General features: G+C 55.9%; 21 protein-coding genes. 19 read left to right on the forward strand and 2 right to left on the reverse strand.

Translation table 11 applies throughout. The features are described 5' to 3' along the window. Positions 1–91 precede the first annotated feature (91 nt). Together rpsR and rpsF are read right to left on the reverse strand one after the other, a co-directional pair. The gene (gene rpsR, locus EI291_RS14010; protein ID WP_044002832.1) at positions 92–343 is read right to left on the reverse strand and encodes a 30S ribosomal protein S18; all 252 of its coding nucleotides are present in this window, start codon (positions 341–343) and stop codon (positions 92–94) included. Positions 344–348: 5 nt separating this feature from the next. Next, positions 349–723: a 30S ribosomal protein S6 gene (gene rpsF / locus EI291_RS14015; RefSeq protein ID WP_125421248.1), complete on the reverse strand. Its 375-nt coding sequence runs from the start codon at positions 721–723 to the stop codon at positions 349–351. 402 nt (positions 724–1,125) lie between these two features. Between rpsF and EI291_RS14020 the strand changes: the two genes are divergently transcribed. The 19 genes from EI291_RS14020 (at position 1,126) to EI291_RS14110 (ending at position 26,672) form a co-directional block, all read left to right on the forward strand. Next, positions 1,126–2,460: a cytochrome c3 family protein gene (locus EI291_RS14020; protein WP_125421003.1), complete on the forward strand. Its 1,335-nt coding sequence runs from the start codon at positions 1,126–1,128 to the stop codon at positions 2,458–2,460. A gap of 155 nt (positions 2,461–2,615) precedes the next feature. Next, the gene (locus EI291_RS14025) at positions 2,616–5,651 is read left to right on the forward strand and encodes a TAT-variant-translocated molybdopterin oxidoreductase (protein WP_125421006.1); all 3,036 of its coding nucleotides are present in this window, start codon (positions 2,616–2,618) and stop codon (positions 5,649–5,651) included. 78 nt (positions 5,652–5,729) lie between these two features. After that, positions 5,730–7,187: an NrfD/PsrC family molybdoenzyme membrane anchor subunit gene (nrfD, locus tag EI291_RS14030; protein WP_240635553.1), complete on the forward strand. Its 1,458-nt coding sequence runs from the start codon at positions 5,730–5,732 to the stop codon at positions 7,185–7,187. Next, the gene (locus tag EI291_RS14035) at positions 7,180–7,704 is read left to right on the forward strand and encodes a DUF3341 domain-containing protein (RefSeq protein ID WP_044002828.1); all 525 of its coding nucleotides are present in this window, start codon (positions 7,180–7,182) and stop codon (positions 7,702–7,704) included. Before nrfD ends, EI291_RS14035 begins: the two co-directional genes overlap by 8 nt. Further along, a complete protein-coding gene (locus tag EI291_RS14040) occupies positions 7,704–8,447 on the forward strand; it encodes a c-type cytochrome (RefSeq protein ID WP_125421009.1) in 744 nt (247 codons plus the stop codon). The genes EI291_RS14035 and EI291_RS14040 overlap by 1 nt, the downstream gene beginning before the upstream one ends. A 9-nt stretch (positions 8,448–8,456) precedes the next feature. Continuing rightward, on the forward strand, positions 8,457–9,773 hold the full coding sequence (locus tag EI291_RS14045) for a quinol:cytochrome C oxidoreductase (RefSeq protein ID WP_125421012.1): 1,317 nt from the start codon (positions 8,457–8,459) through the stop codon (positions 9,771–9,773). A gap of 91 nt (positions 9,774–9,864) precedes the next feature. Then, entirely contained in the window at positions 9,865–10,935 is a 1,071-nt protein-coding gene (locus EI291_RS14050; protein ID WP_125421015.1) for a cytochrome c oxidase subunit II, read from the forward strand. Between the two features lie 26 nt (positions 10,936–10,961). Beyond that, a complete protein-coding gene (locus EI291_RS14055) occupies positions 10,962–12,821 on the forward strand; it encodes a cytochrome c oxidase subunit I (RefSeq protein WP_240635554.1) in 1,860 nt (619 codons plus the stop codon). Positions 12,822–12,984: 163 nt separating this feature from the next. Further along, positions 12,985–14,067, forward strand: coding sequence for a COX15/CtaA family protein (locus tag EI291_RS14060; protein WP_125421018.1), 1,083 nt, complete (start codon positions 12,985–12,987; stop codon positions 14,065–14,067). 55 nt (positions 14,068–14,122) lie between these two features. Beyond that, complete coding sequence (cyoE, locus tag EI291_RS14065; protein WP_125421021.1) at positions 14,123–14,974, forward strand: heme o synthase; 852 nt, start codon at positions 14,123–14,125, stop codon at positions 14,972–14,974. Between the two features lie 110 nt (positions 14,975–15,084). Continuing rightward, positions 15,085–15,672 carry a cytochrome c oxidase subunit 3 gene (locus tag EI291_RS14070; protein WP_125421024.1) on the forward strand — a complete coding sequence of 196 codons (588 nt, stop codon included), beginning with the start codon at positions 15,085–15,087 and terminating at the stop codon, positions 15,670–15,672. A 22-nt stretch (positions 15,673–15,694) separates the two neighbouring features. Next, positions 15,695–16,468, forward strand: coding sequence for a cytochrome c oxidase subunit 3 (locus EI291_RS14075; protein WP_125421027.1), 774 nt, complete (start codon positions 15,695–15,697; stop codon positions 16,466–16,468). Between the two features lie 79 nt (positions 16,469–16,547). After that, on the forward strand, positions 16,548–16,877 hold the full coding sequence (locus EI291_RS14080) for a cytochrome C oxidase subunit IV family protein (RefSeq protein ID WP_125421030.1): 330 nt from the start codon (positions 16,548–16,550) through the stop codon (positions 16,875–16,877). Positions 16,878–16,880: 3 nt separating this feature from the next. Further along, positions 16,881–17,546, forward strand: a complete 666-nt coding sequence (locus EI291_RS14085; protein WP_125421033.1) for an SCO family protein — start codon at positions 16,881–16,883, stop codon at positions 17,544–17,546. Next, a complete protein-coding gene (locus EI291_RS14090) occupies positions 17,533–18,087 on the forward strand; it encodes a DUF420 domain-containing protein (RefSeq protein ID WP_125421036.1) in 555 nt (184 codons plus the stop codon). The genes EI291_RS14085 and EI291_RS14090 overlap by 14 nt, the downstream gene beginning before the upstream one ends. 87 nt (positions 18,088–18,174) lie before the next feature. Further along, a complete protein-coding gene (locus EI291_RS14095) occupies positions 18,175–18,441 on the forward strand; it encodes a hypothetical protein (protein ID WP_125421039.1) in 267 nt (88 codons plus the stop codon). Between the two features lie 105 nt (positions 18,442–18,546). Then, on the forward strand, positions 18,547–18,828 hold the full coding sequence (locus tag EI291_RS14100; protein WP_125421257.1) for a DUF983 domain-containing protein: 282 nt from the start codon (positions 18,547–18,549) through the stop codon (positions 18,826–18,828). Positions 18,829–18,927: 99 nt separating this feature from the next. Next, the gene (locus EI291_RS14105) at positions 18,928–22,671 is read left to right on the forward strand and encodes a sensor histidine kinase (RefSeq protein ID WP_170172641.1); all 3,744 of its coding nucleotides are present in this window, start codon (positions 18,928–18,930) and stop codon (positions 22,669–22,671) included. A 185-nt stretch (positions 22,672–22,856) separates the two neighbouring features. Then, positions 22,857–26,672 (forward strand): hypothetical protein, encoded by a 3,816-nt coding sequence (locus EI291_RS14110; RefSeq protein ID WP_125421045.1) that lies wholly within the window; start codon positions 22,857–22,859, stop codon positions 26,670–26,672. Positions 26,673–26,810 lie beyond the last annotated feature (138 nt).

Consider the following 26,810-nt stretch of genomic DNA (forward strand, 5'->3'; position numbering starts at 1 on the left):
AATTAGTTTCTGGTTTCTGGTTTCTGGTTTTTAGTTATTGGCAGAATGTCAATGAGCATCAACCAGCAACTAGCAACCAGCAACTAGAAACTTATTTCAAAGAGTCGGTTACGTAGGGCATCAGGGCCAGGTGACGAGCTTTTGCTACGGCCTGGGCCACTTTGCGCTGAAACTTCAGGCTGGTGCCGGTAATACGACGGGGCAGGATGCGACCCTGCTCGTTCACGAACTTCAGCAGGAAGTTCGGGTCTTTGTAATCAACGTACTTAATACCGTTCTTCTGGAAGCGGCAGTACTTTTTGCGGGTATCCTGCTTGTGGATCTTTTCGTTGGCGAGGCTCATGATACTTATTGGGCTACGGCTTCCGATTGTTTAACTTTCTGCTGGTTCATCTCGCCTTTACGACGACGCGCACCGTAGGCCACGGCGTGCTTGTCCAGTACAGTAGTGAGGAAACGGATAACCCGCTCGTCACGACGGAACGCGAGTTCCAGCGTGTCTACCACGTTACCTTCACCGGTGAACTCCACGAGGAAGTAGTAGCCAGTGTTTTTCTTCTGAATCGGGTACGCCAGTTTCTTGAGGCCCCAAGCTTCAGTGTTGATGATGTCGGCGCTATTTTCCTTAAGCACCTGCGAGAACTTCTCGACCGTCTCTTGCACTTGGCTCTCGTTCAGCACGGGAGTCAGAATGAAGACCGTCTCGTAATTTCTTACTGCCATTACGACGGGGTGAAATTGATGTGAAAAACTAAATGAGGGGCAAAGATAACGGAATTTACCGCACCTACTACTGCTCAACCCGTCTTTTTGTAGAAAACTCAGGTTGGTAAGAAATTGACTATCAAACCTAAAACTAATCGGCGGGTTGGTTGTCATCTATTCTGAATAGAGCAAGTACTGCTGTATTCCCTAATTAATAAGGAGGTAGAAGAGGAGGACTTACTGGCTGGGCGACGAATAGCATTTGGTATTCTGCGCAGCCACTTATCGGTTCTTAGAATGTTTCTAAGCTTTCCGAATAGGGCGAAAATTAGCCCGGGCTGGTTTGTTCTCTGGGTTTCCCGACCTACATTTGTGGCCTTGAAGCACCCCCGCGTTTCTTTTTTCCAGTCAAATTGTGCTATGGATAGCATCCGACTACGACCCCTTTCCCGCCTCTTTCTCGCTCTGTCTCTGTTCTTTGCCAGCGTAGGTTCTTCCTTTGCTCAGGGAACTGCGACCGACCCGAGCAAAGCAGGCGTGGCACCCGGCGCTACGGCGGCCGCTGCCCCCGCCGCCGCAGCTGGCGCCCCCGCTGGTGACGCTGCTGCCATTGCCGCTGGCGACGCTTTATTCAAAGGCAACTGCGCCCAGTGCCACGCCGTGAACGACGTAGTAGTTGGTCCGGCTCTGGGTGGCATTACCAAGCGCCGCCCCATGTCCTGGATTATTCCATGGGTGAAGAATTCCAGCAAGTTGGTAGCCAGCGGCGACGAATATGCCGTGAAGCTGTTCAACCAGTACCAGAAGCAGCAGATGCCCAGCTTCCAGCTGTCGGATGCGGAAATCACTTCGATTGTCGCTTACATCACGTCAGAAGAAGGCAAGCAAGGTCAGAAGACTGACCTGAACGCTAAAAGCGGCGACCAAGCTGCTGTAGACGGTACGGCTGCTGCTGCCGGTGACGAAGCTGGTTCCAGCAAAACGATGAACGTATTGCTCATCGTGCTGGTGGTAGTGCTGATTGTGCTGGTGGTAACGCTGGTTATCATCGCCAACATCATGAAGGATGTGTTGCGTGGCCGGAAGGACATTGATGGCCGCGACCTGGAAGTGATTGACCAGCGCTTTGATTTCGCCAAAATCTACAAGTCGACGGCCGTACGCGGTATTGTCGGAACGGTATTCGTGCTGGCCGTATTGTACGAGACCATCCAGGGTGCTATGGGTGTAGGCCTGCAGCAGGGCTACCAGCCCACCCAACCGATTGCCTTCTCGCACAAGCTGCACGCTGGCGAAAACCAGATCAACTGCGCCTATTGCCACACTTCGGTGTACAAGAGCAAATCGGCCAATATTCCCTCGCCGAACATCTGTATGAACTGCCACTCGCAGATCAAGACGGAGTCGCCGGAAATCAAGAAAATCTACCGCGCCATTGAGCGTAAGCAGCCGATTCAGTGGGTTCGTATTCACAACCTGCCTGATCTGGCTTACTTCAACCACTCGCAGCACACGCAGGTGGGCGGCATTGAGTGCCAGACCTGCCACGGCCCCATCCAGAACATGGACGTGGTATATCAGTATTCAGCTCTCACCATGGGCTGGTGCATCAACTGCCACCGCGAAACTCCGCTCAACACCAAGGGCAACGGCTACTACGACAACCTCGTGAAGCTGCACGACTCGGAGAATGGTGCTGTACCGTTCACCGTATCGTCGAACGGCGGCACGGAGTGCTCGAAGTGCCACTACTAGTAAGCTAGGGCCTTGGGCGCCTCGGTTTCTGATCTTACTGTCAGCAGCCAGGGCGCTCAGGGCCCCACCTACCTTTAAAAACAGCCTACTTAGCGACTTACCGGACCGCAAATCCAAGTCCCTAAGTCTCTAAGACCCTAAGTTCCAAAAACACGATGCAAGAGTCGCCTAAGTACTGGAAGGGAATTGAGGAACTGGAGAACTCACCGGAGTTCGTGAAGAATGCACTCACTGAGTTTGCTGACTTCCTACCGGTGAAGGAATCCCATGGCACCTCGGATGCCACGGTGGCCCCGCGCCGCGACTTCCTCAAGCTCATGGGCTTCGGCTTGGCCGCAGCCACCCTCGCCAGCTGCGAGACCCCCATTAAAAAGGCTATTCCCTACCTCAACAAGCCCGAGGAGGTAGATCCGGGTATTGCCAACTTCTACGCTTCTACCTTCTTCAACGGCCAGGACTATAACAGTGTGCTGGTGAAAACCCGTGAGGGCCGTCCGATTAAGCTGGAAGGTAATCCAGAATCGCCCATCACGCGTGGCGGTCTGTCGGCCCGCGCGCAGGCTTCGGTATTGAGCCTGTATGATGGTGCCCGCCTGCAGCACTTCGCTAAGAAAGGTGCCAAAATCGATAAGGATCAGCTGGACCAGGAAGTGCGTAATGCACTGGCTGGCGCCGGCCGCGTGGCTATTGTATCGCACACCATCATCAGCCCTTCTACCAAGAAGGTAATTGCTGAGTTTGCTGGTCGTTTCGCTGGTACGGAGCACGTGATGTACGACGTGAATTCGGCATCCGGCCTGCTGCGTGCTAATGGCGGCGTAATACCTGCCTATGACTTCAGCAAAGCGGATATTATTGTAAGCTTCGGTGCTGATTTCCTGGGTACCTGGTTGTCGCCCGTTGAGTTTGCCCGTCAGTACGTAACCAACCGTAAGGTTTCGAGCGAGAAGCGTAGCATGTCGCGCCACTATCAGTTCGAAACCAACATGTCGCTGACCGGCTCCAACGCCGACGTACGCGTGCCGCTGAAGCCTTCCGAACTGGGAGAAGCCGTGCTGGCCGTGTATAACTCGGTAGTTGGTGGCGGCAGTGCTTCCTCGTACACCGACAAGCGCATTCAAACGGCTGCTGCTGACTTGGCTAAAGCTGGTTCGCGTGGTCTGGTTGTATCTGGTTCGAATGACCCTGCTATCCAGACGCTGGTAGCTGCCATCAACCAGAAGCTTGCCTCTGCTGCCGTTGACGTAGCCAACCCCTCTATGATTCGTCAGGGGGATGATGCCAAAATGAGCAATCTGCTCAAGGCCATCAGCGCAGGTCAGGTAGGTGCTGTCATTTTCTACAACGCCAACCCGGTATTCGACCACCCGATGGGGGCGGATCTGGCGGCTGCGCTGAAAGCCGGCAAAGTTCGCACGACCATCTCGCTGAACGACCGTCTGGATGAAACCGGCGAGCTGTGCACCTACGCCGCTCCCGACCACCACTTCCTGGAATCGTGGAATGACTACGAGCCCAAACGCGGCTATCTGAGCCTGGCTCAGCCGGTTATTACGCCGCTGTTTGCCACGCGTCAGGCTCAGGATTCACTCCTGACCTGGGCCGGTAACCCCACCACGTACTACAACTACCTGCGCACGCAGTGGAAAGGTGTACTGGGTGGCGACTTCAACAAAGCCTGGGATAAGGCAGTGCACGACGGTGTAGCTATGGGTTCCGCCGCTCCGGCTGCTCCCGCACAAACGGCTGCTGCTCTGGATGCAAATGCGGCCATTTCGGCTATCAAATCGGCTCCGAAGCCCTCGGGTATTGAGCTAGCCGTGTATGAAAAAATAGGTGTTGGCAACGGTGCTGATGCAAACAACCCCTGGCTGCAGGAATTGCCCGATCCGGTAACCAAAGCTACCTGGGGCAACTACGTAACTGTACCACGCGCCTACGCTGTAGCCCAGAAATGGGAGCAGGGTGATGTGGTTAAAGTAACGGTAAACGGCAAATCGGTTGAACTGCCCATTCTGATCCAGCCGGGTCAGGCGGCCGGTACCATCGGTATTGCTCTCGGCTATGGCCGAACGAAAGCTGGCAAAGTTGGCAACGACCTAGGGCAGAACGTACTGCCGCTACTGACGATGCGCAATGATGCTATCAGCTATGTTGCTTCGGCAACGCTGGCAGCTACCGGCACGCAGGAGCCCATTGCCCAGACGCAGACGCACCATACCATCATGGACCGCAAGCCGGTGGTGCAGGAAGCTACGCTGGCGCAGTACATCAAAGACCCCAAAGAGGTAACGGAATACGAAAAGATTTCGACCCCCGACGGCCTGCAGAAGCCTAACAAGGTTTCGCTGTGGCAGGACTACGAATACAAGAACCACCACTGGGGCATGGCCATCGACCTCAACTCCTGCATCGGCTGCGGCTCGTGCGTAGTGGGTTGTCAGGCTGAGAACAACGTAGCGGTAGTAGGAAAGCAGGAAGTAATCAACCGTCGCGAGATGCACTGGATGCGTATCGACCGGTATTACAGCTCCGATGCGCACAAATCCGACTTCGAGACCAAAGGCAAGCTCGATACTTACGCGGCTATGGAAGACCCCTCCGAGAATCCCTCGGTTATCTTCCAGCCGATGATGTGTCAGCACTGCAACCACGCTCCTTGCGAAACGGTGTGCCCTGTACTGGCTACCACCCACAGCTCGGAAGGTCTGAACCAGATGACCTACAACCGTTGCGTGGGCACGCGCTACTGCGCAAACAACTGCCCCTACAAGGTTCGTCGCTTCAACTGGTTCTCGTACTACACCAACGAGAAGTTCGAAACCGTAAACGGCCACATGTTCACCGACCTGGGCCGCATGGTACTGAACCCCGACGTAACGGTACGGGCCCGCGGTGTGATGGAGAAATGCTCGCTTTGCGTGCAGCGTATCCAGCTCGGTAAACTGGAAGCCAAGAAACAGAAGCGTCGTCCGAAGGATGGCGAGATTGTCTCGGCTTGCGCCCAGTCCTGCCCCACGCAGGCCATCGTATTCGGTGATATGCGTGACCCCGAGTCGCGGATCTCGCAACTGCTGCGTCGTGAAGATGGTGAGCGTGCCTTCCACGTGCTTGACGCCATCAACGTACAGCCGAACATCACGTACCTGACGAAGATCCGTAACACGGAAACGTCGGAGTTCAACGCCTAGAAACAGAGCCACGGGGGAGGGCAGAAGCGCCCACTGCACTATTGCCCTCCCTCACTACTCCTTTAAGTCCAAAAAACTATGCAGCACGTATCGCCTGTACGGGAGCCGCTCGTTACCGGGGGGAAAACGTACCACGACGTCACCCAGGACGTGTGCCGCCAGGTAGAAGCCGCCCCGAATATTCGGTGGATGGCCGCCCTGAGCGTCGCCCTCTTCCTCCTCGGTGTATTCTTCTATTCTGTATACCGCACCCTCTGGTATGGTATCGGTGAATGGGGTCTGAACAAAACCGTAGGCTGGGCCTGGGACATCACCAACTTCGTATGGTGGGTAGGTATCGGTCACGCCGGTACGCTGATTTCAGCAGTTCTGCTGCTGTTCCGCCAGAAGTGGCGCACTTCTATCAACCGGGCAGCTGAGGCAATGACCATCTTTGCTGTAATCTGCGCCGCCATGTTCCCGGTACTGCACATGGGCCGTCCGTGGTTGGCTTTCTACGTATTTCCCCTGCAAAACACGCTTGGTTCGCTGTGGGTAAACTTTAACTCGCCGCTGCTGTGGGACGTGTTTGCTATTTCGACCTACTTCTCCGTGTCGCTGGTGTTCTGGTACACGGGTCTAGTGCCTGACTTCGCAACCATCCGTGACCGTGCCAAAGGCCCTATCGCTAAAGTAGCTTACTCGCTGCTGAGCTTCGGCTGGAAAGGCTCGGCTAAGCACTGGAGCCGCTACGAAACGGTTTCGCTGATTCTGGCCGGTGTTTCTACCCCGCTGGTACTCTCGGTACACACTATCGTATCGATGGACTTTGCTACCTCGGTAGTACCGGGCTGGCACACCACCATCTTCCCTCCCTACTTTGTAGCTGGTGCTATCTTCTCCGGCTTTGCCATGGTATTGACGCTGATGCTCATTACCCGCGTAGTGTTTAAGCTGGAAGACTACATCACCATCGAGCACATTGCCCTCATGAACAAAATCATGATGATTACGGGCTCGATTGTAGGTGTGGCTTATATCACGGAGTTCTTCATTGCTTGGTACTCGGGCGTAGAATTTGAACAGTACGCCTTCATTAACCGCGCTACCGGTCCTTACTGGTGGGCTTACTGGTCGATGATGACCTGCAACGTAATTACGCCACAGCTGGTGTGGTTCCGTCGGGTGCGTTACAGCATTCCGCTGACGTTCATCCTCTCCATTATCGTGAACATCGGTATGTGGTTCGAGCGTTTCGTGATTATCGTAACCTCCCTGCACCGTGACTATCTGCCATCGAGCTGGGCTATGTTCTCGCCCACTATTATCGACATCGGCATCTATGTTGGTACCATTGGCCTGTTCTTCACGCTGTTCCTGCTGTTTGCCAAGTTCTTCCCGGTAATCAACATGGCGGAAGTGAAGTCGGTCCTGAAATACACGGTGGACAATGGCCCGACCTACACTGGTCACGACCCGCACCACCACGCTCATCAGTCTGCCACCACTCACGGGGTTCCGGCCTCGGCCTCTGTAAACTACGATAAGCATGACTAAGCGCTTCGCCCTCGGCATCTTCGACGACGAAGACGTGCTGCTGCACGCCGTTGAAAACGTCCGCGAAGCGGGCGTTAAGATCTACGAAGTTTTCACGCCGTTTCCAATCCACGGGATGGATGATGCTCTCGGCATCGAACGTTCCCGTCTGCCCATTGCGGCCTTCTTCTTTGGCCTGACGGGTCTGTGCTTCGCTCTGTGGCTGCAGATCTACACGCTGGGTTTCGACTGGCCCATGATTATCGGTGGTAAGCCGCACATTGCGCTGCCAGCTTTCATTCCGGTATCATTCGAGTTGACGGTACTTTTCTGCTGTCATGGTATGGTGATTACTTTCTATACCATCAGCAAACTCTATCCGCGCTGGAAAACGCCGGTGCTGGATGTCCGCTCTACTGACGACAAGTTTGTAGTGGCTATTGAGGTGAACGAAAATACCGATATGACCAAGCTGACCCAACTGCTGCGTGACAACGGCGCTTCGGAGGTGAACCAAAAAGAAATGTCTAAGTTCTAATGACGCATTCGCTGAAACTAACTCTGCAAGCGTCGGCGGTTCTGCTGGCATCGGTGTTCACCACCGCCTGCAACCGCGCCGATGACCCCGGCCTGGAGTACGCTCCGGAGATGTACGAATCGATTCCGTACGACCCACTGCGCCAGATTAACGCCAACACGGTTAACCCCATGGGCATCAACGAGCGCACCCCTGCGGTGGGCACGGTGGCCCGCGGTAAGGCTAACTACTATACCCACATTGCCAAAGACGATGTGGCCACCGCTGAAACCACATTGCGTAACCCGTTCCCCTATACCAAGGAGAATCTGGAAGAAGGCAAAGTGCTGTACTCACGCAATTGCCAGCACTGCCATGGTGAGCAGGGCGACGGTCAGGGTCCGGTAGGGGCGAAGTTCAAAGGGGTACCGAACTACTCGGCTGGTGCCTACAAAACGATGAACGACGGCCACATCTACCACGTGATTCAGTGGGGACGCAACCGCATGATGCCGCACGGCTCGCAGGTGAACCCGGAGGAACGCTGGAAAATTGCCATGTATGTACGTGCTCTGCAACTCGGCAAAGGCCCCGATGGGCTGGCTGACATGGTGAAAGCCGGTGGCGCAAGCGCCAATGTACCCACGGCAGACTCTACCATGACCAGTGGTCAGGTGAAAGAAAACCCCACGAAGGCGGGCTCCGATAAGGCATCGGAAACGCCCGGTCAGGGGGACAAAGCAAACAACGGAACGGCTATTTAACTGACTTCTATGGCAACTCTGACGCATCAAGAAAGCGTTACGGCTGAATACCTGGAGGTTACGCCGGGTACCCGTAAAAACTTCATGTTGATTATCGTAGCAGGCGTTGTTCTGCTGGCAATCGGCATCATTATGTCCATGATGGGGATTGGGGCAGCGCATCACGAAGGTGCTGCCGCTGCTCACGGCGCCGCGCATGGTGCTGCTGAACATCACGGCAGTGCTCCCTGGCTGAAACGCCTGATTGTAAGCTTGTGGCACAACAATGTATTCTTTACCGGCGTCGCCGCTATTGGTACAGTGTTCGTGGCTATTCAATACGTAGCCTATGCCGGCTGGTCGGTGCTGATTAAGCGCGTAGCGGAGGCACTGAGTGCTTGGCTGATTCCGGGTTTGGTGATTATGATTGTGGTGTTTGGCATCAGCTATTTCACGCACGACATCTTCCACTGGACGCTGCCGGGCATTATGGAGAAAGGCAATGCCAACTATGATGAAATCATTGCTGGTAAATCAGGCTTCCTGAATCTGCCCTTCTACATTGCCCGCATGGTCATCTTCCTGGGGCTGTGGGCTTTCTTTACCAAACGTCTGCGCGACCTGTCGCTGGCCGAAGATCTGAACGGCGGTACGGAGTACTTCCACAAGAGCATTAATGTATCAGCGCTGTTTCTGGTGATTTTCGCCGTTTCATCGCCTATTGCGGCCTGGGACTGGGTAATGTCGATTGACACGCACTGGTTCTCCACTATGTTCGGCTGGTACATCTTTGCCTCTTGGTGGGTATCGGGTCTGGCTGCCATCACGCTGTGCACCATCCTGCTGAAACAAGCCGGCTACCTGCAGTGGGTGAAGGAAGGGCATCTGCACGACTTAGGTAAATTCATGTTCGGTTTCAGCATCTTCTGGACCTACGTGTGGTTCTCGCAGTTCATGCTGATCTGGTATGCTAACCTTCCGGAAGAATCGGTGTACTTCAACCAGCGCCTCGGTGGCTTTGATGGTCAGTATACCTGGATGTTCTTCGGCAACCTGCTCATCAACTTCGTATTCCCCTTCTTGGTGCTGATGACCCGGGATGCGAAGCGTCAGATGATTATGATGAAAATCGTGAGTATTGCCATTCTGGTAGGCCATTGGTCGGACTTTTATTTGGCAATCATGCCCGGAACGATGAAGGCTGGAAACGGGTTTGTTATTGAGATAGGCGTAGCACTGATTTTCTTGGGTGCTTTCCTGACTCTGATGACTAACCGTTTGGCTCAGGCATCTCTGGTGCCAGTGCATCATCCTTTCCTGGATGAAAGCGTCCACCACACCACCTAAATTTGAAGAAGCTAAGAGTTGGAAGCTGGGAGTGAGAATATTCTCCACCTAGCTCCTGACTCCTGGCTCCTAGCTTCTAACTTCTTTCCAAATGACTACTCTTGGTATTCTTCTGGTGCTGGTGTTGCTGCTGGTCGTGTTCGGCCTGCTGTTCCGCCTCCAGATCCTGACCTCTATTTTCTCGGGCAGTTCAACCCGTGAAGTAGGGGTAAGCAACCGCGTAAATGCCATCATGTGCATTATCTTTCTGGTTGTCGGTGGTGCGGCCTTTGCTTGGTCGTTCGTTGACAACTACGATAAGATGAACCCGCCTATTGCTTCCGTTCACGGTCATGCTACCGAGCGGATGTTCTGGACGACCATGATTATTCTGGGGATTGTATTCACGCTTACCCAGGTGCTGCTGTTCGTGTATTCGTACAAGTATCAGCACAAAGAGGGCCGTCGGGCTTTCTTCTTCCCACACAACAACAAAATTGAAGTTATCTGGACGCTGATTCCGGCCGTAGTGATGGCGGGTCTGGTATTCGCTGGCTGGAAAGAGTGGACCCGTATTACGGGACCGGCTCCTAAGGATGCTATTGTACTGGAAGTAATGGGTAAGCAGTTTAACTGGCTTGTTCGTTACCCTGGCCGCGACCAGAAACTGGGCTTGGTGAACTACCGCCTGATCGACGCAACCAATGAGTTTGGCTTCGATTTGAGTGACCAGAACGGCATCGATGACTTCGTAGCCCCCGAGATTCACGTGCCGAAGGGCCATCCGGTACTGCTGAAGATTCGCTCGCGTGACGTACTGCACGCTGTATATATGCCGCATTTCCGCGTGCAGATGTATGCCGTTCCCGGTATGCCGACCAAGTTCTGGTTCACCCCAACCAAAACGACCGACGAAATGCGCGCCCAGACTGGTAACCCCAAGTTCAACTATGAATTGGCGTGCAACCAGATCTGCGGCCGTGGCCACTTCGCTATGAAGCTCAACATTGTGGTGGATGATCCGGACGACTACGTGGCTTGGTTTGCCGCTCAGAAGTCATTTTCGGAACAAAACCCAGATGTTCTAGCCAGCTTCAAACAGAAGTCGAACAAACTGGTTGAGAAGGAAGATGCTGCTCCGGCCGCTGCTGCCGTAGTTCCCGCCGCTAAGGCTTCGCTCTAAACTAATTTAATCGCACGCTTCACCATATGGCTGCTAACATTCCTACTCACGCGCAAGTGCAGGGTGGCATCGGGGCTACCGAGCCAGGCATTTCGCACGACGAGCACCTGCACCACGACGAGCACCACGAGCAGAATTTCCTGCAGAAGTACGTCTTCAGCACCGACCACAAGGTTATTGCCAAGCAGTTCCTGATTACGGGTATCTTCTGGGCTATCATCGGTGGTACGCTGTCGAGCCTGTTCCGTCTGCAACTCGGTTGGCCCGAGGCTACTCTGGAGTGGCTTCAGCCTTTCCTGGGTAAGTGGATCGAAGGCGGAAAGCTGAACCCAGAGTTCTACCTCGCTCTGGTTACGATGCACGGTACCATCATGGTATTCTTCGTGCTGACGGCCGGCCTGTCTGGTACTTTCTCTAACTTCCTGATTCCGCTGCAGATTGGAGCCCGCGACATGGCTTCGGGTTTCATGAACATGCTCTCGTACTGGTTCTTCTTCCTGTCGAGCGTAGTAATGTTCACGTCGCTGTTCATCGAAACCGGTCCTGCCGCTGCCGGCTGGACAATCTATCCGCCACTGTCGGCGCTGCCCCAGGCCATTTCGGGTTCAGGCATGGGCCAGACGATGTGGCTGGTATCGATGGCACTGTTCATCGTATCGCAGCTGCTGGGTGGTGTGAACTACATCACGACGGTAATCAACCTGCGTACGCAGGGTATGAGCATGAGCAAACTGCCCCTGACCATCTGGGCATTCTTCCTCACTGCTGTTCTGGGTCTGTTGTCGTTCCCCGTACTGTTCTCGGCTGCACTGCTGCTGATCTTTGACCGTTCGTTCGGTACGTCTTTCTTCCTGTCGGATATCTATATTGCCGGTAAAGCACTGTCGAACACCGGCGGTTCGCCCATCCTGTTCCAGCACTTGTTCTGGTTCCTGGGTCACCCAGAGGTGTACATCGTAATCATGCCCGCCATGGGTATGGTGTCGGAAATTCTGGCTACCAACGCCCGCAAACCCATCTTCGGCTACCGTGCCATGATTGGTTCCCTGCTTGGTATCTCGCTGCTGTCGTTTATCGTGTGGGCTCACCACATGTTCGTAACCGGCATGAATCCCTTCCTGGGTTCAGTGTTCATGTTCCTGACGCTGATCATTGCAGTGCCTTCCGCCGTGAAGACCTTCAACTGGCTGGCTACGCTGTGGCGCGGTAACATTCGCCTTACCACGGCTATGCTGTTCTCTATCGGCTTCGTGTCGCTGTTCATTGCCGGTGGTCTGACGGGTATTGTACTCGGTAACGCTGCGCTGGACATTCAGATGCACAATACCTACTTTGTGGTAGCTCACTTCCACTTGGTAATGGGTTCGTCGGCTTTCTTTGGTCTGTGGGCTGGTGTATATCACTGGTTCCCCAAGATGTTCGGCCGTATGATGGACGAAAAACTGGGCTACATCCACTTCTGGCTGACGTTCATTGGTGTATACCTGGTGTTCCTGCCAATGCACTACGTGGGTATTGCCGGTTTCCCCCGTCGTTACTACGCTTGGACTGGTTTTGACACGTTCAGCCAGTTTGCTGACCTGAACAAGTTTATTTCGGTAGCTGCTATTGTGGCTTTCATCGGTCAGTTCATTTTCATCTTTAACTTCTTCTACAGCATCTTCCGTGGCCGTCGGGCTACTGAGAACCCTTGGAACTCGACGACGCTGGAGTGGACGACGCCAGTTGAACTGGGTCACGGCAACTGGCCCGGCGCTATTCCGGCTGTTCACCGTTGGCCGTACGACTACAGCAAGCCCGGTGCCGCTGAGGATTTCATTCCGCAGCACGTTCCTTACTCGCAGACTCAGTCGTCGAACCTGCCGTACGAGAAAGAAATGGAATAAGTGTCTTCGGACATCTGCCTTCTAAAAACGGGCCGCTGTATCCACGGCGGCCCGTTTTACTTTTCTAAAGGGAAACCGGTTCGGCAGCGCCGGGCAAGGTTTCCCTTTTTCATTATCCGTGCTGAGATTATCAGCCGACTATTTCTCCTTTATTCAGGCGAGTATGTCAATACCTGCATTTGTGCGGCGCTTTCGGTTCTGGGGCATCCTGACAGTGGCGGCCGTGTACGTTTTGATTCTGGTAGGCGGGGTAGTGCGTAGCACAGGCTCTGGAATGGGCTGTCCCGACTGGCCGAAGTGCTTTGGTACCTGGGTGCCACCCACTCATATCAGCCAACTACCAGCCAATTACAAGGAAATCTACACGGCCCAGCGCGTCGAAAAAAACAAGAAGCTGGCCGCCCGGCTGGAGCGTATGGGGTTTCATCAGGTGGCCGGGGACATTTTTGCACACCCCACACAATACATTGAAACTGACTTTAACCCTGTCAAAACCTGGATTGAATACGTCAACCGGCTGGTAGGAGCCTTGATTGGATTATTCGTATTCGGAACAGTGGTATTTGCCCTGCCATACTGGCGCCGCGACCCGGCAGTATTCTGGCTGGCATTTGGCTCTTTCATCCTGACTGGTGTACAAGGCTGGCTAGGCTCTTTGGTTGTGTCGACCAACTTGTTACCCATCATGGTAACTATTCATATGGGGCTGGCCTTGGTGATTGTGGCTATGTTGCTGTATGCCGTCGACCGTTCGCAGCGAGGTATGATAGCCGATAGTGGACCAGTGCATCGCATACCTGGATTAACAGCGGTGCTGTGGACTGCGGTGTTATTCACATTCGGTCAGATTGTACTGGGTACCCAAGTGCGGGAACAGATTGACCTGATTGCGGCAGCGGCTAATTATCTGAACCGGGCTGGTTGGGTAGAGCAGCTAGGTGGTAGCTTCCGCTTTCACCGTACGTTTTCGGCTGTATTGCTGCTGCTCAACGTGTATCTGGCGTATAGACTGTACGCGTTACCGGTCCGGCGGCTACATAGACTGGCTACGGCTATTCTGGTATTAATAGCAGGCGAGATACTGGCCGGCATTGTACTGGCGTACTTTTCATTTCCGGCGGCAGTGCAGCCGATTCACCTCACGTTGGCGACGCTGCTGTTCGGAGCCCAGTTTTTAGCACTGGTTGCCTATCAGCAGACCACGAAGTTGCGGCGGCAGGTGGCTACTCCGGCCGTTGTTGCGTAACTTTGCGGCCCCGTTTGGCGGACTTTTTCGCCGCGCAATCTGTTTTCAGCAGTTGATGAGCAAGGCTAGGGCGTTTTTTCAGTTACTCAAATTCCGGCTGGCTCTTACTGTCGCCTTCTCCAGTGCTATTGGCTACCTGCTGGGTGCCCATGAACTGGACTGGGGCAGGGCGCTGCTGGTACTGGTAGGGGGGCTGCTGGTAACCGGCTCGGCGAATACCATCAACCAGATTTTTGAGATTGATCTGGACCGACAAATGAAGCGTACGGCCAAACGGCCATTACCGCTGGGTATCATTAGTCCGCAGGAGGCCTGGGTATTTGTAGTGGTGCTGGGCGTGCTGGGGTTAGGTCTGCTAACCTACTTCTTCAATCCGCTGGCGGCGGCCCTTTCGCTGGTTTCACTGATTTTATATGGTTTTGTGTACACCCCACTCAAAACCATTTCCCCAATCTGCGTGGCCGTGGGGGCTATTCCTGGTGGGCTACCACCACTTATCGGCTGGGTAGCGGCCACCGGGTTCCTGGGCACACAGGGGTGGATTCTGTTTGGTATTCAGTTTATGTGGCAGTTTCCGCACTTCTGGGCCATTGCTTGGGTGCTGGACGACGACTACAAGAAGGCTGGCTTCAAAATGCTGCCTACCCCCGGCAAAAAGGATCTGCGCACGGCATTTCAGATCATGACCTATACGCTGGTGCTGATTCCGCTGAGCCTGCTGCCGTTCTACTTCCATATGACGGGTACCACTTACCCGATGGTGGCGGCTATCTGTGGCGTGCTGTTTTTAATGCAGACGTTTTATCTGATGCGCACCGTAAGTAAAAAGGCAGCCATGAGTATCATGTTCGGTTCGTTCCTGTATCTGCCCATTGTGCAGATTGCGCTGGTCTTGGACAAAATATGACAGCGGATCAGAAGTGAGAAATCAGGCATGCGGAATGAGACAAAAGTGCTCCTTTCCATGTTTTTGAAGAGACTCACTTTGCTTGTCTTACTTCTCATTTTTCAAAAAATATGCATTCTTCCGAAGCATTGAATACCAAACAGCCGGCCACCGGGATTCACCCGACGCGCTTTCTGCTGATTCTGATGATTGTCAGCATCTTCATGATGTTTGCCGGTCTGAGCAGCGGCTACATTGTGCGCCGCAACGAAGGGAACTGGCTGGAGTTTGACCTACCGGCCGGCTTCATCTATACTACCCTGCTGATTGTAGTTAGCTCCATTACCCTGCAGTGGGCCTGGCTGGCGGCCCGTAAAGACAATTTGGCTCAGGTGCGCACCGCACTGGTAGTTACGTTTGCGCTTGGGGTGGCATTTTTGGTAGGCCAGTGGCTCTTGTGGGGGCAGCTGGTAGAGCAGCGGGTGTTTTTTGGGGGCACTGATGCCAACCCTTCCGGCTCATTTCTGTATGTATTAGTAGGTCTGCACGGTTTTCACATCATTACCGGGCTTATCTTTCTGATCAAGGTTCTGCGTAAAAGCTTTCAGTATCAGGTGCATTCCCGCCAGATGCTTTCTATTGGCAACGTCACCATTTACTGGCACTTCCTGGGCGCGCTTTGGTTGTACCTGTATTTGTTCCTACTTTTGAACCACTAGATTTTTGTCAACCCCGCACGCTATGTCCACCATTTCCACGACGCAGGTAATTTCTGACTCCGCCCTGGATAAGCCGCGCACCGGTACCTGGGACGGCGGGAACGAGCCTTTCAACGCGAGCTACGGCAAGCTGATGATGTGGTTCTTCCTGTTGTCGGATGCCTTTACCTTCGCGGCCTTCCTGACCACCTACGGCCTCATCCGTCACCGTTACGCTGCGTACGACCCGGCCGTGAACGGCGCTTTCCACTTCTCCACCAAGTGGTGGCCCGTGCCCGATAAGGTATTTAATGCCTTCCCTGGAATGGGTCATGCCGATGTGCCGCTGGGATTCGTGGCCCTGATGACGATGATTCTCATCTTCAGCTCCGTGACGATGGTACTGGCCGTAGAAGCTGGTCACCGCATGGACAAGAAGGATGTGCAGAAGTGGCTGTTGTGGACGATTTTGTTCGGCGCTACCTTCCTCAGCTCACAGGCGTGGGAGTGGAGCCACTTCATCCATGGTACTGAGAAGGGTACCTTGATGAACGATGGTACTGTATTCCATGGTGCCAATCTGGCCATGAATCAGTATGGTCCAGTGCTGTTTGCTGATTTGTTCTTCTTCATTACCGGATTCCACGGTACGCACGTATTCTCGGGTGTCTGCCTGTTGGTATGGTGCTTCATTGCTACCACCAACGGTACCTTTGAAAAGCGTGGGCACTACGAAATGGTAGAAAAAATCGGCCTCTACTGGCACTTTGTAGACTTGGTGTGGGTGTTCGTGTTTACGTTCTTCTACCTCGTTTAATTCAACTTCACAGTAACGCATTGGTCGGGTAGCGGCGGATAGTTCTTCTTTACCTGACCACGCATTTACTTTCTCAACAATGGCTCATCACGCTCCTGCCCAGTCAACGCATGTTGGCGAAATTCCGAAGCCGAACGTAGGGTGGATTTGGAAGACTTTCTTTGTGCTGGTTGGTATTACAGCCTTGGAATTCGTGTTCGTGTTCCTGATGGATCCCAGCACGCTGCGTAACTCCATCTTCATTGTTCTCACGATTTTTAAAGCATTCTTCATTGTAGCTGAGTTCATGCACCTGAAGCATGAAACCAAAGGCCTCATCTGGTCGGTGCTGATACCAATGGCCCTGCTGGTGTGGCTGCTGGTGGCACTGGTTACGGAAGGTAACGCCATTCACAACGCCATATACTAACGAATGCGGCCCCCACAAATTCTGGTGTTGGGCCTGATTCTGCTAGTTCCGGTACTGGCCTTTCTGTTTCTGAAAAGCTTTGGTACCAACCGTTACGCGCTGCCAACTTTCCTGCCCGACCGAGTAGATTCTACTCAGGTTGACGGAAAGTGGCAGCGCGATACTGTTTTTCACCAAGTCGGTGATTTTCAGTTTACCTCCCAATCCGGGCGGCAAGTGACGGGGGCGGAACTGCGCAGCAAGGGCCTGTATGTAGCCAGCTTTTTCTTTGCCTCCTGCCCCGGTGCCTGCCCGCGCATGAACAGCCAGCTGGTGCGAGTGCAGGAGAAGTTTCGTAGCGACCCGCGGGTACGGCTGGCCTCTTTCACCGTTGACCCCGCGCACGACTCAGTGGCTGTACTAGCCCGTTATGCGGAGGAGTACGGGGCCATTGCCGGCAAATGGTTTTTCCTGACCGGTGACAAAACGGCCCTGAACCGGTTAGCTACGCAGGAGTTCCGGCTGCCGGCTCCTACCGGCAGCGGTCCGGCACTGGTACACAGCCAAACGGTGTTTCTGGTGGACCGCAACGGACAGGTGCGCGGCTGCTACGAGGGCACCGACGAAAAGGACGTGAACCGCCTCATTACCGAAATAGACGTTCTGCTTTACACCTATGAACACCCCTGATCCAACCGTCAATCCGGCGGGCTTTACCAAGTACAAGGTAATAATGGTGGCTCTGGCCGCCATTATCCCGGTTGCTGTGGCCATTCTGTATTATTTCCCGGGCGTGTTCGTCATTCCGGGTCTGGATGTGAAGATGCTGCCGGCGGTAAATGCGGTGTTGAACTCCTTAACAGCCGTTTTTCTGGTGGTAGGCTATTACTTCATTCGGCAGAAGGATGTGGCGAAGCACCGGGCTATGATGGGACTGGCATTTCTGCTGGGTTCATTGTTTCTGCTCTCGTATGTAGCCTATCACTCACAGGTGCCCAGCACGAAGTTTGGGGGTACAGGCATAATTAAAGGCATCTACTACTTTATTCTGCTAACGCATATTCTGCTGGCGGCCGTGACGGTGGGCTTGGTATTGTTCACGCTTTACTTTGCCCTTACGGAGCAGTTTGCCAAGCACCGCCGCATTGCCCGCTGGACGTATCCCATCTGGCTGTATGTGTCGGTTACGGGTGTTATCGTGTACTTCATGATTTCGCCGTATTACACCTAATACCTGCTGAAATTATTGTCTGTGGTAGCCTGAACCCAGGAGGGCTGCGGATGGTTAGTCAAGCAACTTACCCTTAAGTCAGAAATCATGAAGAAAGCAGCGTTTGGCCGTTTTTTTGCCGTGCTGATTGTACTGTTGCTCAGTGTACTGCCACTGACTACGCAAGCACAATGCACCATGTGTAAAACGCAGGTGGAAGCCTCCCGACAGGAGAAGGATGGCTATGATACGACTGGCCTCAACAAAGGGATTCTGTTCCTGATGACCATTCCGTACGTGCTGATTGGAACCGTGGGCTTTTTCTGGTACCGGCACAGCCGGCAATTGAAGAAAAAGGCCGTTGGTCAGGCCTAACGCATGAATTCCACCTTCCTCAGCATTCTGCAGCAACGGTGTCCCCGATGCCACCAGGGGCCATTGTTCACGCACTCTGCCCTGAGCTTGGCTCATTTCACTGAAATGCCGGTGGCCTGTCCGGTTTGCGGGCAGGCCTATGAGCCGGAACCCGGTTTTTATTGGGGAGCCATGTACATCAGCTTTGCTTTCTCTACGGGTATTATGCTGGTAGTGGGATTTGCGGTGTACTACCTGCTCAACGACCCTGATACGTGGGTGTATACAACAGCCGTAGCCGTTGTAGCACTGGTACTTACACCTCTAAGCCTGCGTTATTCCCGGACGCTGATGCTATACTTCTTTGGTGGGGTAAAGTATGATAAACGCTACTCCATTCGGGGCTGAGAAAGGGTGCTGTTTGTATGGGTTAGGAAATGCCGCCATAGGGCGGCATTTTTGTTTGGTATCAAGGTTGTAGTGTCTTAGGCTCACCAGCCGTCCATTTTGTTGAAATTCCTGCGTTTATCTTCGGTTTGGCTGTTACTCGTGGCGCTGCTTTGCTTTGCAGGGGCCTACTTCAGCAACCGCTACAGCCAGAATCCCGAGATAGTGCTGCGGGCCTCCGCCACGCGGCTGCAGGATGCTCTGATGGAAGCGGAGCTGACCGGGGAGCGGGAATCAACGGATCTGCTGCAACGGCTGGCAACGGGGCGGGTGAGCTTCCGGAGCCTTACCAGTCACACTACCTATCCTACGTTCATCTTCCGCGGTGAGCAGGTGGTGTACTGGTCCGACCACACGGTGCGGCCGGATGTGGAGCAGGCGCTGCAGCGCTACCACGAGCGGCTGCTGGAAACCCGTTTCGGTAAGTTTTTGGTACTGCGCCACGTGGAAGGGCCCTACACGGTGCTCACCTACATTCCGCTGGAAATCAGCTACGGCATCAGCAACCGGTACCTGCGCGACGGGAATGGTCAAGGTATTTTTCAGGGGCAGAACGTACGGCTGGTAATAGAAAAACCGGGTCGGGAAACCGACCTGCCCCGGCTGGTATCCAACGAGGGTAACTACCTGTTTTCCATTGGAAGCCTGCAGGCGGACCCCATTACCGGGAAATATCTGCCGCTGCTGCTGCTGCTGCTGGGCGTGGCGGCCTATATAGCCGGGTGGGTGGTGCTGGCCCGCCGGGAGTTTGCGGCCGGTAGAATTGTGAAAGGCGTTGCGCTGCTGATTCTGCCGCTGGTGGCTTTTCGGGCACTGATTCTGTACCTGGGGCTACCGTTTTCCTTTCTGGAAGTGCGCATCTTTGACCCGCGCGTGTACGCCGCCTCCTGGATGTCACCTTCTCTGGGCGACCTGCTGCTGAATGCGCTGCTGCTGGCGGTACTGGCCTGGTACGGGCTGTTGCTGTTCCGGCGGTATGGGGTGCTGCGCCTGATGCAACGGGTGCAAAGCTGGCGGCAGCGGGTGCTGGCCGGGGCTGGGGTAGTGCTGGGTTTCTACGGGCTGCTGGAATTGCTGTTTGATTTCTACACCAGCAGCTTCAGCAACTCGCAGCTTATTCTGGATATCACGCAGGATATTCAGGTAAATCCCTTTAAGCTGGTGCTGGGTCTGGCTATTGTACTCCACACCGGCAGTTTCCTGGCCGGATTCTACATGCTGGCACAGCTGTTCAGTGCTATTGTGCGGCCGGTTACCCGCCGCATCGGCGTGCTGCTGCTGACGCTGAGTGGGGTAGTCTTTCTGGTGGCGGGGCTTGGTTTTGCGCAGGTGCACTGTACGCTACTGGGTATCACGTTGCTGTTTTTCCTGATTCTGCGCCTGACCGGGCTGAAGTCGGCCGGGGCGGTGCTGCCGTATCAGGTGTACCTGTTTATTTTCCTGATGCTGGGTATCAGCTCAGCGGTAGGGGCATTGGCGCTGTACGAGCACTTCAACCGCCAGCTGCAACTCAACAAGCAAAACCTGGCCGGTAATCTGCTCACTGATAACGACCTGCAGGGCGAATATCTGCTGGTGGAGCGTGGCCAGGAAATGGCCCAAGACCCTGTGCTGCGCACCATGCTCGCCAGTCCCTTCGTGAATCTGGACCTGATCCGGCAAAAGGTGGTGAAGTTCTACCTGCGCGACTATTTCAATAAGTACGAAGTGCGGGTGATGCTCTTCAATCCGGAAGGACGGGGCGTGGCTATTGGCGGCACGTTGGCTACCACTCGCGAGTATCTGCTGCGGAATGCCCGCACCACCGACCATCCCAACCTATACCTCGTGCGCGACAACAGCACCGCTTTCAGCTCGCGGCGCTACGTGGATTTTATTACGGTGCCAGCCCCGGAAGCAGCCGATGGCGCCAGTACTATTGTGCTGGAACTAACGCTGAAAAAGCTGACGACCAACAGCGTGGTGCCGGAGCTGCTCATTGACCAGAAGTTTTTTCAGCCGCGCCTGGGTACTGAGCTGAGTTACGCCGGCTACGAAAACGGGCGGCTGGTGTACAGTGAGGGTGATTTTGACTACATCAACCGACTGCCGGCCAGCCTGTTTCGGGATGCCCGCCTATACACGACCGGCGTGGCCCTGAATGGCTACCACCACTTGGCCGTGCGCGGCACTGACCGCTCGGGGCGCATGGTGGTGGTGACGACGGCCACGTATTCTTTTTCCGATTGGCTGGCGAATTTCTCGTTTCTGTTTCTGCTGTACAGTTTCTGCTGGCTGCTGCTGATGGGCGTAGTGCTGTTAGTGCAGGGCCGCTACCGGACGCTGCTGCGCACCAATTTCAGCACCAAGATTCAACTGTTCCTCAATTTCGGGGTGCTGGTGCCCCTGATTGTGGTGAGCGTGGCCATTGCCAGCCAGGTAACCAGCTCCTACAAGCGGGATTTGCGCCGGGCGTATCAGCGGCGGGGACAGGCGGTGCAGGAAAACCTGCTGAAAAACCGGGTGATGCTAAGCGAATCGGCCAACCGGGCCGAACTGGTGGAGCTGGCGGAAAACGTAGCTGCCCTTACGGAAACCGACCTGAACCTGTATGATGCCCACGGGGAACTACTGGTAAGCAGTCAGCCGCTCATCTTCGAGGCCAGCCTGCTCAGTACCCTCATGAACCCGCAGGCCGTGGCTGCCCTGGCCGAAGATGGTCAGCCGCAGGCGCTGCTGACGGAGCGGGCCGGCTCTCTGTCGTTCAACACGCTGTATCTGCCGCTGCGGGCCAGCGCTGTGCGTCAGGGCCGGGCCGGCCCGGTAGTCGGGTACGTGGGTATTCCGTTCTTCGACTCCGAAAAGGACCTGGATAACAAGCTGACGGAGCTGCTGAGCACCATTCTGAACGTGTTTACCATCATGTTCATTCTGTTTCTGCTGCTGGCTTTTATTGCCTCGCGTATCCTCACCGAGCCGCTCAAGCTCATCACCGAGAAGCTCAAGCAAACCACGCTTACCGGGCAGAACGAAATGCTGGCCTATGAGTCGGAAGATGAGATTGGGCTGCTGGTACGCGAGTACAACCAGATGCTGCTGAAGCTGGAGGAGAGCAAGCAGGAGCTGGCTACTCAGGAAAAGGAAGCTGCCTGGCGCGAAATGGCCCGGCAGGTGGCCCACGAAATCAAGAACCCGCTCACGCCCATGAAGCTGAGCCTGCAGTTTTTGCAGCGCGCCATTCAGGACCAGCGCCCCAACCTGGACGAGCTGATGAATAAGGTTTCGCAGACGCTCATCACGCAGATTGACGTGCTGACGGACATTGCCACCTCATTCAGCAACTTCACCAACCTGCCTGCCATGCGCCCCGAGCGGCTGGATGTGGCACCCATTCTGCGCCGTTGCGTGGGCCTGCACCAGGGCGGCGCCAATGGCGGCACCATTAGCCTGCAGCTGCCCGCCGATGCTGAAACCGGCCGCTACGTGGTGTTTGCCGATGAAAGCCTGCTGGTGCGTACCTTCAATAACCTGCTCATCAATGCGCTGCAGGCAATGCCGGCGGGGCGCACGCCGGAAATTACGGCCACTCTGGAAACAGTAGGCCCCGACCGGGTGCGCATCGGCATTCAGGACAACGGCACGGGCATTCCGGAGGACGTGCAGAGTAAGGTGTTCGTGCCCAACTTCACCACCAAGGAAACAGGCTCCGGCATCGGGTTGGCCGTGGCCCGCCGTGGCATCGAAAGTGCCGGTGGTCACATCTGGTTTGAAACCGAGGAAGGCCAGGGTACCCATTTCTTTATTGAGCTGCCGCTGGCGGGGTGACGGAGGAATTAAAAATTGAGAATTAAAAGTTAAAAACGGCAGTTGGGGCGTTTATACGGTAAATCTGGCTGCGCCTGCAAGACGAATGCTCCGCAACCCACACTGAGGGCCGCAACAGCTCCGCACGTCAGCCGCTACCTTTGCTCAAGGAATTTTTAATTTTTAATTCTCAATTTTTAATTCCGTTGACCCGCAGCTCTACGCCTTCTTTCCTGCGCATTTGGGGGCTGCTGGCGGTTTTGTGGCTGCTGGCTGGAGAGGCGCAGGCCCAGCTGCGGCCCGATGCTCCCCCCAGCACCCGCCGCTGCACCTGGGTGCGCCTCACGCCGGGGCGCGATACGACGGAATTTACTGTGCGGGATACTCTCACGGTAGTCCCGGCTTCGGTAAGTGTAGAGGGCCGCTCTGTTGCCTATGATGCGCGCCTGGACCGGTACCGGCTGGTACTGCCGGGGCGGCGGGTACCCAGCCCCGAAACCGGCCGCCCCGATGTGGTGCTGCCCGGTGGGCCCGATTCGGTGCTGGTGTGTTACCGGGTGCTGCCGGTGCAGCTGTCGGCGGCGCGGTACCTGCGGCCCCGCCGGCTCATGGACAGCCTGGAGTTCTTCCGGCGACCCTCGTTTGGGGCAGAGGATTTTGCGGTGAAAGAGCAGATTCTGAGCACGCCGGGCATCAACAAAACCGGTAACCTGTCGCGGGGCGTATCGTTCGGCAATGCCCAGAACGTATTTGTCAATTCCTCACTCAACCTGCAGCTGGAAGGCAAACTGACGGACCAGATTAACCTCACGGCGGCTATCAGTGACCAGAACGTGCCCTTCCAGCCCGAGGGCAATACCCAGCAGCTGCAGGAATTCGACCGGATCTACATCACCCTCACGCACCCACGCTGGAACCTGACGGCCGGCGACGTGGTGCTGCGCAACAAGCCCGATTACTTTCTGCGCTACTATAAAAACATTCAGGGCGGGGCGCTGGAAACCAATTTTGGGCAGCTGCCGATAGGTGGTTTTGGCGGCGGAATAGGGCCGGGGGCGAGTACACCGCAGCTGTTTCAGTACCCCAATGCGGCGGGCACCAGTACCGGCACCTTCGTGACGGCGCCGCCCACGGTACCCGTGCCGGCCGGCTCGGGGCAGGTACAGAACGGCACTGCCGCCGCGCCCGGCAGCGTCACGCCCAACGGCATCGGGCCGAATGGCCTGAGCCAGACAGTAACCACGGTGCGCCGCCGGCAGCCGCTGCTTTCCACCAAGCGGGGCGAGGCCTTTGCTACTACTTCGGTGGCGGCGGGCGTGGCCAAAGGCAAGTTTGCCAGCCTCGATATTGCCCCGCTGGAAAACGTGCAGGGCCCCTACCGGCTGCGCGGGCCCAACGGCGAGCAGTTCATTATCATTCTGGCTAATTCCGAGCGGGTGTACCTGGATGGGCGGCTGATGGTACGGGGTTTCGATTTTGACTATGTAATCGACTACAACCAGGCTGAGCTGACGTTTTCGCCCCGCCACCTCATCACTAGTAACTCGCGCATCAAGGTTGATTTCGAGTATTCCGACTTCAACTACACCCGCTCCCTGCTGCAGGCCAGCCACTACCAGCAGCTGGGCCGCCTGCAGGTGCACGCCAACTTCTACCGCGAAGCCGACAACCCCGACAACTCGCCCAACCTTACCCTCGACGACTCTACCAAAGCCCGGCTGCGGCGTCTGCGCGGCAACGTGAGCCTGGCTCAGCTGCCCGGCGCCGACTCCGCGAAGTACGACCGGCAACAGATTCAATATAGCCGCGTAGTGCAGCCGGACCCCGTAACGGGCCAGCAGGTGCCGGTTTTTGTGTTTCCTCTCCGCGACACGCTGCAGGGTGCCTACACGGTGCGGTTTACCAATGTGGGCACCAACCAAGGAAGCTACAAAATCAGTACGCAGTATGGCACGGCCAACGGGCGCGTGTATGAGTTTGTGGGCCAGGGCCGGGGCGACTATGCTCCGCTGCGGCTGTTGCCCACGCCCTTGCAGAAGCAGCTGATGACGGTGGGCACCAGCTACCAGGTCGATTCTACCTCCACGGTATTTGTGGATCTGGCCGCTTCCGACCTGGATTTGAACCGGTTTTCGCCGGAGTCGGCGCAGGGGCGGGCTATGCGGGTGGGCTATACGGTGCAGGACAAGCCGGTACGCCTGCCCGGCCTGCAGGGCTATAAGCTGCGCAGTTCCCTCGATTACGAGTACACCAGCCACCAGTTTGCGCCCATCGACCGGTACCGGGATATTGAGTTTGACCGGAACTGGAGCACGAGCAACACCCTCATCACCAACAATCAGCGCCCCCGCGAAGAGAATATTCTGAATGCAGCCGTGGGCCTGGTGAAGGATGCCGATAACGCCATTGGGTACCGCCTGAGTCGGCGCTACCGGGCCGGGGAGGTGAATGGCGTGCAGCACTGGCTGGATGCCGCCCGGCAGCTGGGCCCGGTGCAGCTGCGCGGGAATCTGTTTTTGCTGAACTCGGAGGCCGGCCGGCGCCAGTCACGGTGGGCGCGCGGCGAGGCGGCGGCGCGCTACGTGGCCGGGCCAGTGGTGCCGGGCTACGTGTACCGCTTCGATAAGAACCGGGTAGCCAAAACCTCCGGCGATTCGCTCACCTCGGCCAATTATTACGACGAGCACGCCCTGTTTCTGCAAAGCCGCGACTCCGCCCGCACCCGTTTCCGGCTCGACTACAGTTACCGCCGCGACCAGACGCCTAACCCCGAGCAGACCGCGCTGCGTGAGCGGGGCCGGGCCCAAACCTGGCAGGGTACTTTCGCTTCCCGCTTCAGCCAAACGCAGGACCTGGCCATTCTGGCTACGTACCGCGACCTGGCCGTACGTGACTCGGTGCGGCAGCGTACCGTGCTGGGCAAACTCGACTGGAATGCCAGCTTCCTGCAGAATGTGCTTCGCTCGGAGCTGAGCTATGCCGTGGCCACCGGCCGCGAAGCCAAGCGGGACTATACGTTTCTGAGTGTGCCGGCCGGCCAGGGTACCCACTACTGGGACGACCTCAACCAGGACGGGCAGCAGCAGCGCAATGAGTTCTTTGAGGCCCAGACACCCGACGCGCAGTACCGCACATACATCAAGCTGTTTCTGCCTACGGATGTGTACGTGCCGGCGTATTCCAACCGGTTCAGCTACCGCCTCACCACCAATGCGCCGCGCAGCTGGCGGGAGCAGCCGGGCTGGCGGGGCCTGGCAGGGCGGTTTTCAGCCCTTACCACCGTCACGCTGGACCGCCGCTCCACGGACAATTCTCTGTCGTCGCGCCTGAACCCGTTTGCTTTTCAAACGGCTGATTCCTTGCTGCTGAGCCTGAACAAGCTGCTGCGCAATACGCTGTACTTCAACCGCTCTAATCCCATTTTCGGGGCTGAATTTACCGTGCAGCAAACCCAGCAGAAGGTGCTGCTCACGCAGGGCTCCGATACCCGCAACCTCGCCACTCAGAGCCTGCTGCTACGCCGGACGCTGGCCCAGTCCTTTACGGCGCGCTTCACCACCACCCGCAGCATCCGCGAAAACCGCTCGAACTACCTCGACAACCGCAATTTCCGGGTGCTGCAGTATGAGCTGGCTCCGGAGCTAAGCTACCAGCCCAGCCAAGTGCTGCGCCTTACCGGCAGCTACCTGCGTACTACCAAAACCAACACCGCCGGCCCCGATGGCGACACCAGCGGCACCTTCGACGACCTGGGGCTGGAAACCCGTATCAGTCAGGTGGGCAAACGCACGGTGTCGGCCACCACGCGCTTCGTGCGGGTGGGTTTCCAGGGCAATCAGGCCAGTCTGGTGGGCCTGGAAATTCTGAACGCCCTGCGGCCCGGCAGCAACTTCACCTGGAACCTGAACGTGGAGCAGCGCCTCAGCAACGGCCTCAACGTAACGCTGGCCTACGACGGCCGCAAAGCCAACGGCCTCAATGCGGTACACACCGGCCGTATGCAGGTAGCCGTGCTGTTCTAGAATTGGTAGAAAGTGACAGGTATATAGGGCAGTAAGAAAGCACGTCATGCTGAGCTTGTCGAAGCATCTCTACCGCTTCGTCTACCTTGATTCAACGAAGCGGTAGAGATGCTTCGACAAGCTCAGCATGACGGTCTT

The sequence above is a fragment of the Hymenobacter rigui genome, from assembly GCF_003944715.1.
Lineage (GTDB): Bacteria > Bacteroidota > Bacteroidia > Cytophagales > Hymenobacteraceae > Hymenobacter > Hymenobacter rigui.

Bases quoted from the DNA above. Each gene is read 5' to 3' on its own strand.
- EI291_RS14060 (WP_125421018.1), top strand. From the start codon at position 12,985: ATGTCAATACCTGCATTTGTGCGGCGCTTTCGGTTCTGGGGCATCCTG.
- EI291_RS14040 (WP_125421009.1), top strand. From the start codon at position 7,704: ATGACGCATTCGCTGAAACTAACTCTGCAAGCGTCGGCGGTTCTGCTG.
- EI291_RS14025 (WP_125421006.1), top strand. From the start codon at position 2,616: ATGCAAGAGTCGCCTAAGTACTGGAAGGGAATTGAGGAACTGGAGAAC.
- nrfD (WP_240635553.1), top strand. From the start codon at position 5,730: ATGCAGCACGTATCGCCTGTACGGGAGCCGCTCGTTACCGGGGGGAAA.
- EI291_RS14075 (WP_125421027.1), top strand. From the start codon at position 15,695: ATGTCCACCATTTCCACGACGCAGGTAATTTCTGACTCCGCCCTGGAT.
- cyoE (WP_125421021.1), top strand. From the start codon at position 14,123: ATGAGCAAGGCTAGGGCGTTTTTTCAGTTACTCAAATTCCGGCTGGCT.
- EI291_RS14070 (WP_125421024.1), top strand. From the start codon at position 15,085: ATGCATTCTTCCGAAGCATTGAATACCAAACAGCCGGCCACCGGGATT.
- EI291_RS14085 (WP_125421033.1), top strand. From the start codon at position 16,881: ATGCGGCCCCCACAAATTCTGGTGTTGGGCCTGATTCTGCTAGTTCCG.
- rpsR (WP_044002832.1), bottom strand. From the start codon at position 343: ATGAGCCTCGCCAACGAAAAGATCCACAAGCAGGATACCCGCAAAAAG.
- EI291_RS14020 (WP_125421003.1), top strand. From the start codon at position 1,126: ATGGATAGCATCCGACTACGACCCCTTTCCCGCCTCTTTCTCGCTCTG.
- EI291_RS14045 (WP_125421012.1), top strand. From the start codon at position 8,457: ATGGCAACTCTGACGCATCAAGAAAGCGTTACGGCTGAATACCTGGAG.
- EI291_RS14100 (WP_125421257.1), top strand. From the start codon at position 18,547: ATGCCGGTGGCCTGTCCGGTTTGCGGGCAGGCCTATGAGCCGGAACCC.
- EI291_RS14035 (WP_044002828.1), top strand. From the start codon at position 7,180: ATGACTAAGCGCTTCGCCCTCGGCATCTTCGACGACGAAGACGTGCTG.
- EI291_RS14055 (WP_240635554.1), top strand. From the start codon at position 10,962: ATGGCTGCTAACATTCCTACTCACGCGCAAGTGCAGGGTGGCATCGGG.
- EI291_RS14050 (WP_125421015.1), top strand. From the start codon at position 9,865: ATGACTACTCTTGGTATTCTTCTGGTGCTGGTGTTGCTGCTGGTCGTG.
- EI291_RS14080 (WP_125421030.1), top strand. From the start codon at position 16,548: ATGGCTCATCACGCTCCTGCCCAGTCAACGCATGTTGGCGAAATTCCG.
- EI291_RS14090 (WP_125421036.1), top strand. From the start codon at position 17,533: ATGAACACCCCTGATCCAACCGTCAATCCGGCGGGCTTTACCAAGTAC.
- EI291_RS14095 (WP_125421039.1), top strand. From the start codon at position 18,175: ATGAAGAAAGCAGCGTTTGGCCGTTTTTTTGCCGTGCTGATTGTACTG.
- rpsF (WP_125421248.1), bottom strand. From the start codon at position 723: ATGGCAGTAAGAAATTACGAGACGGTCTTCATTCTGACTCCCGTGCTG.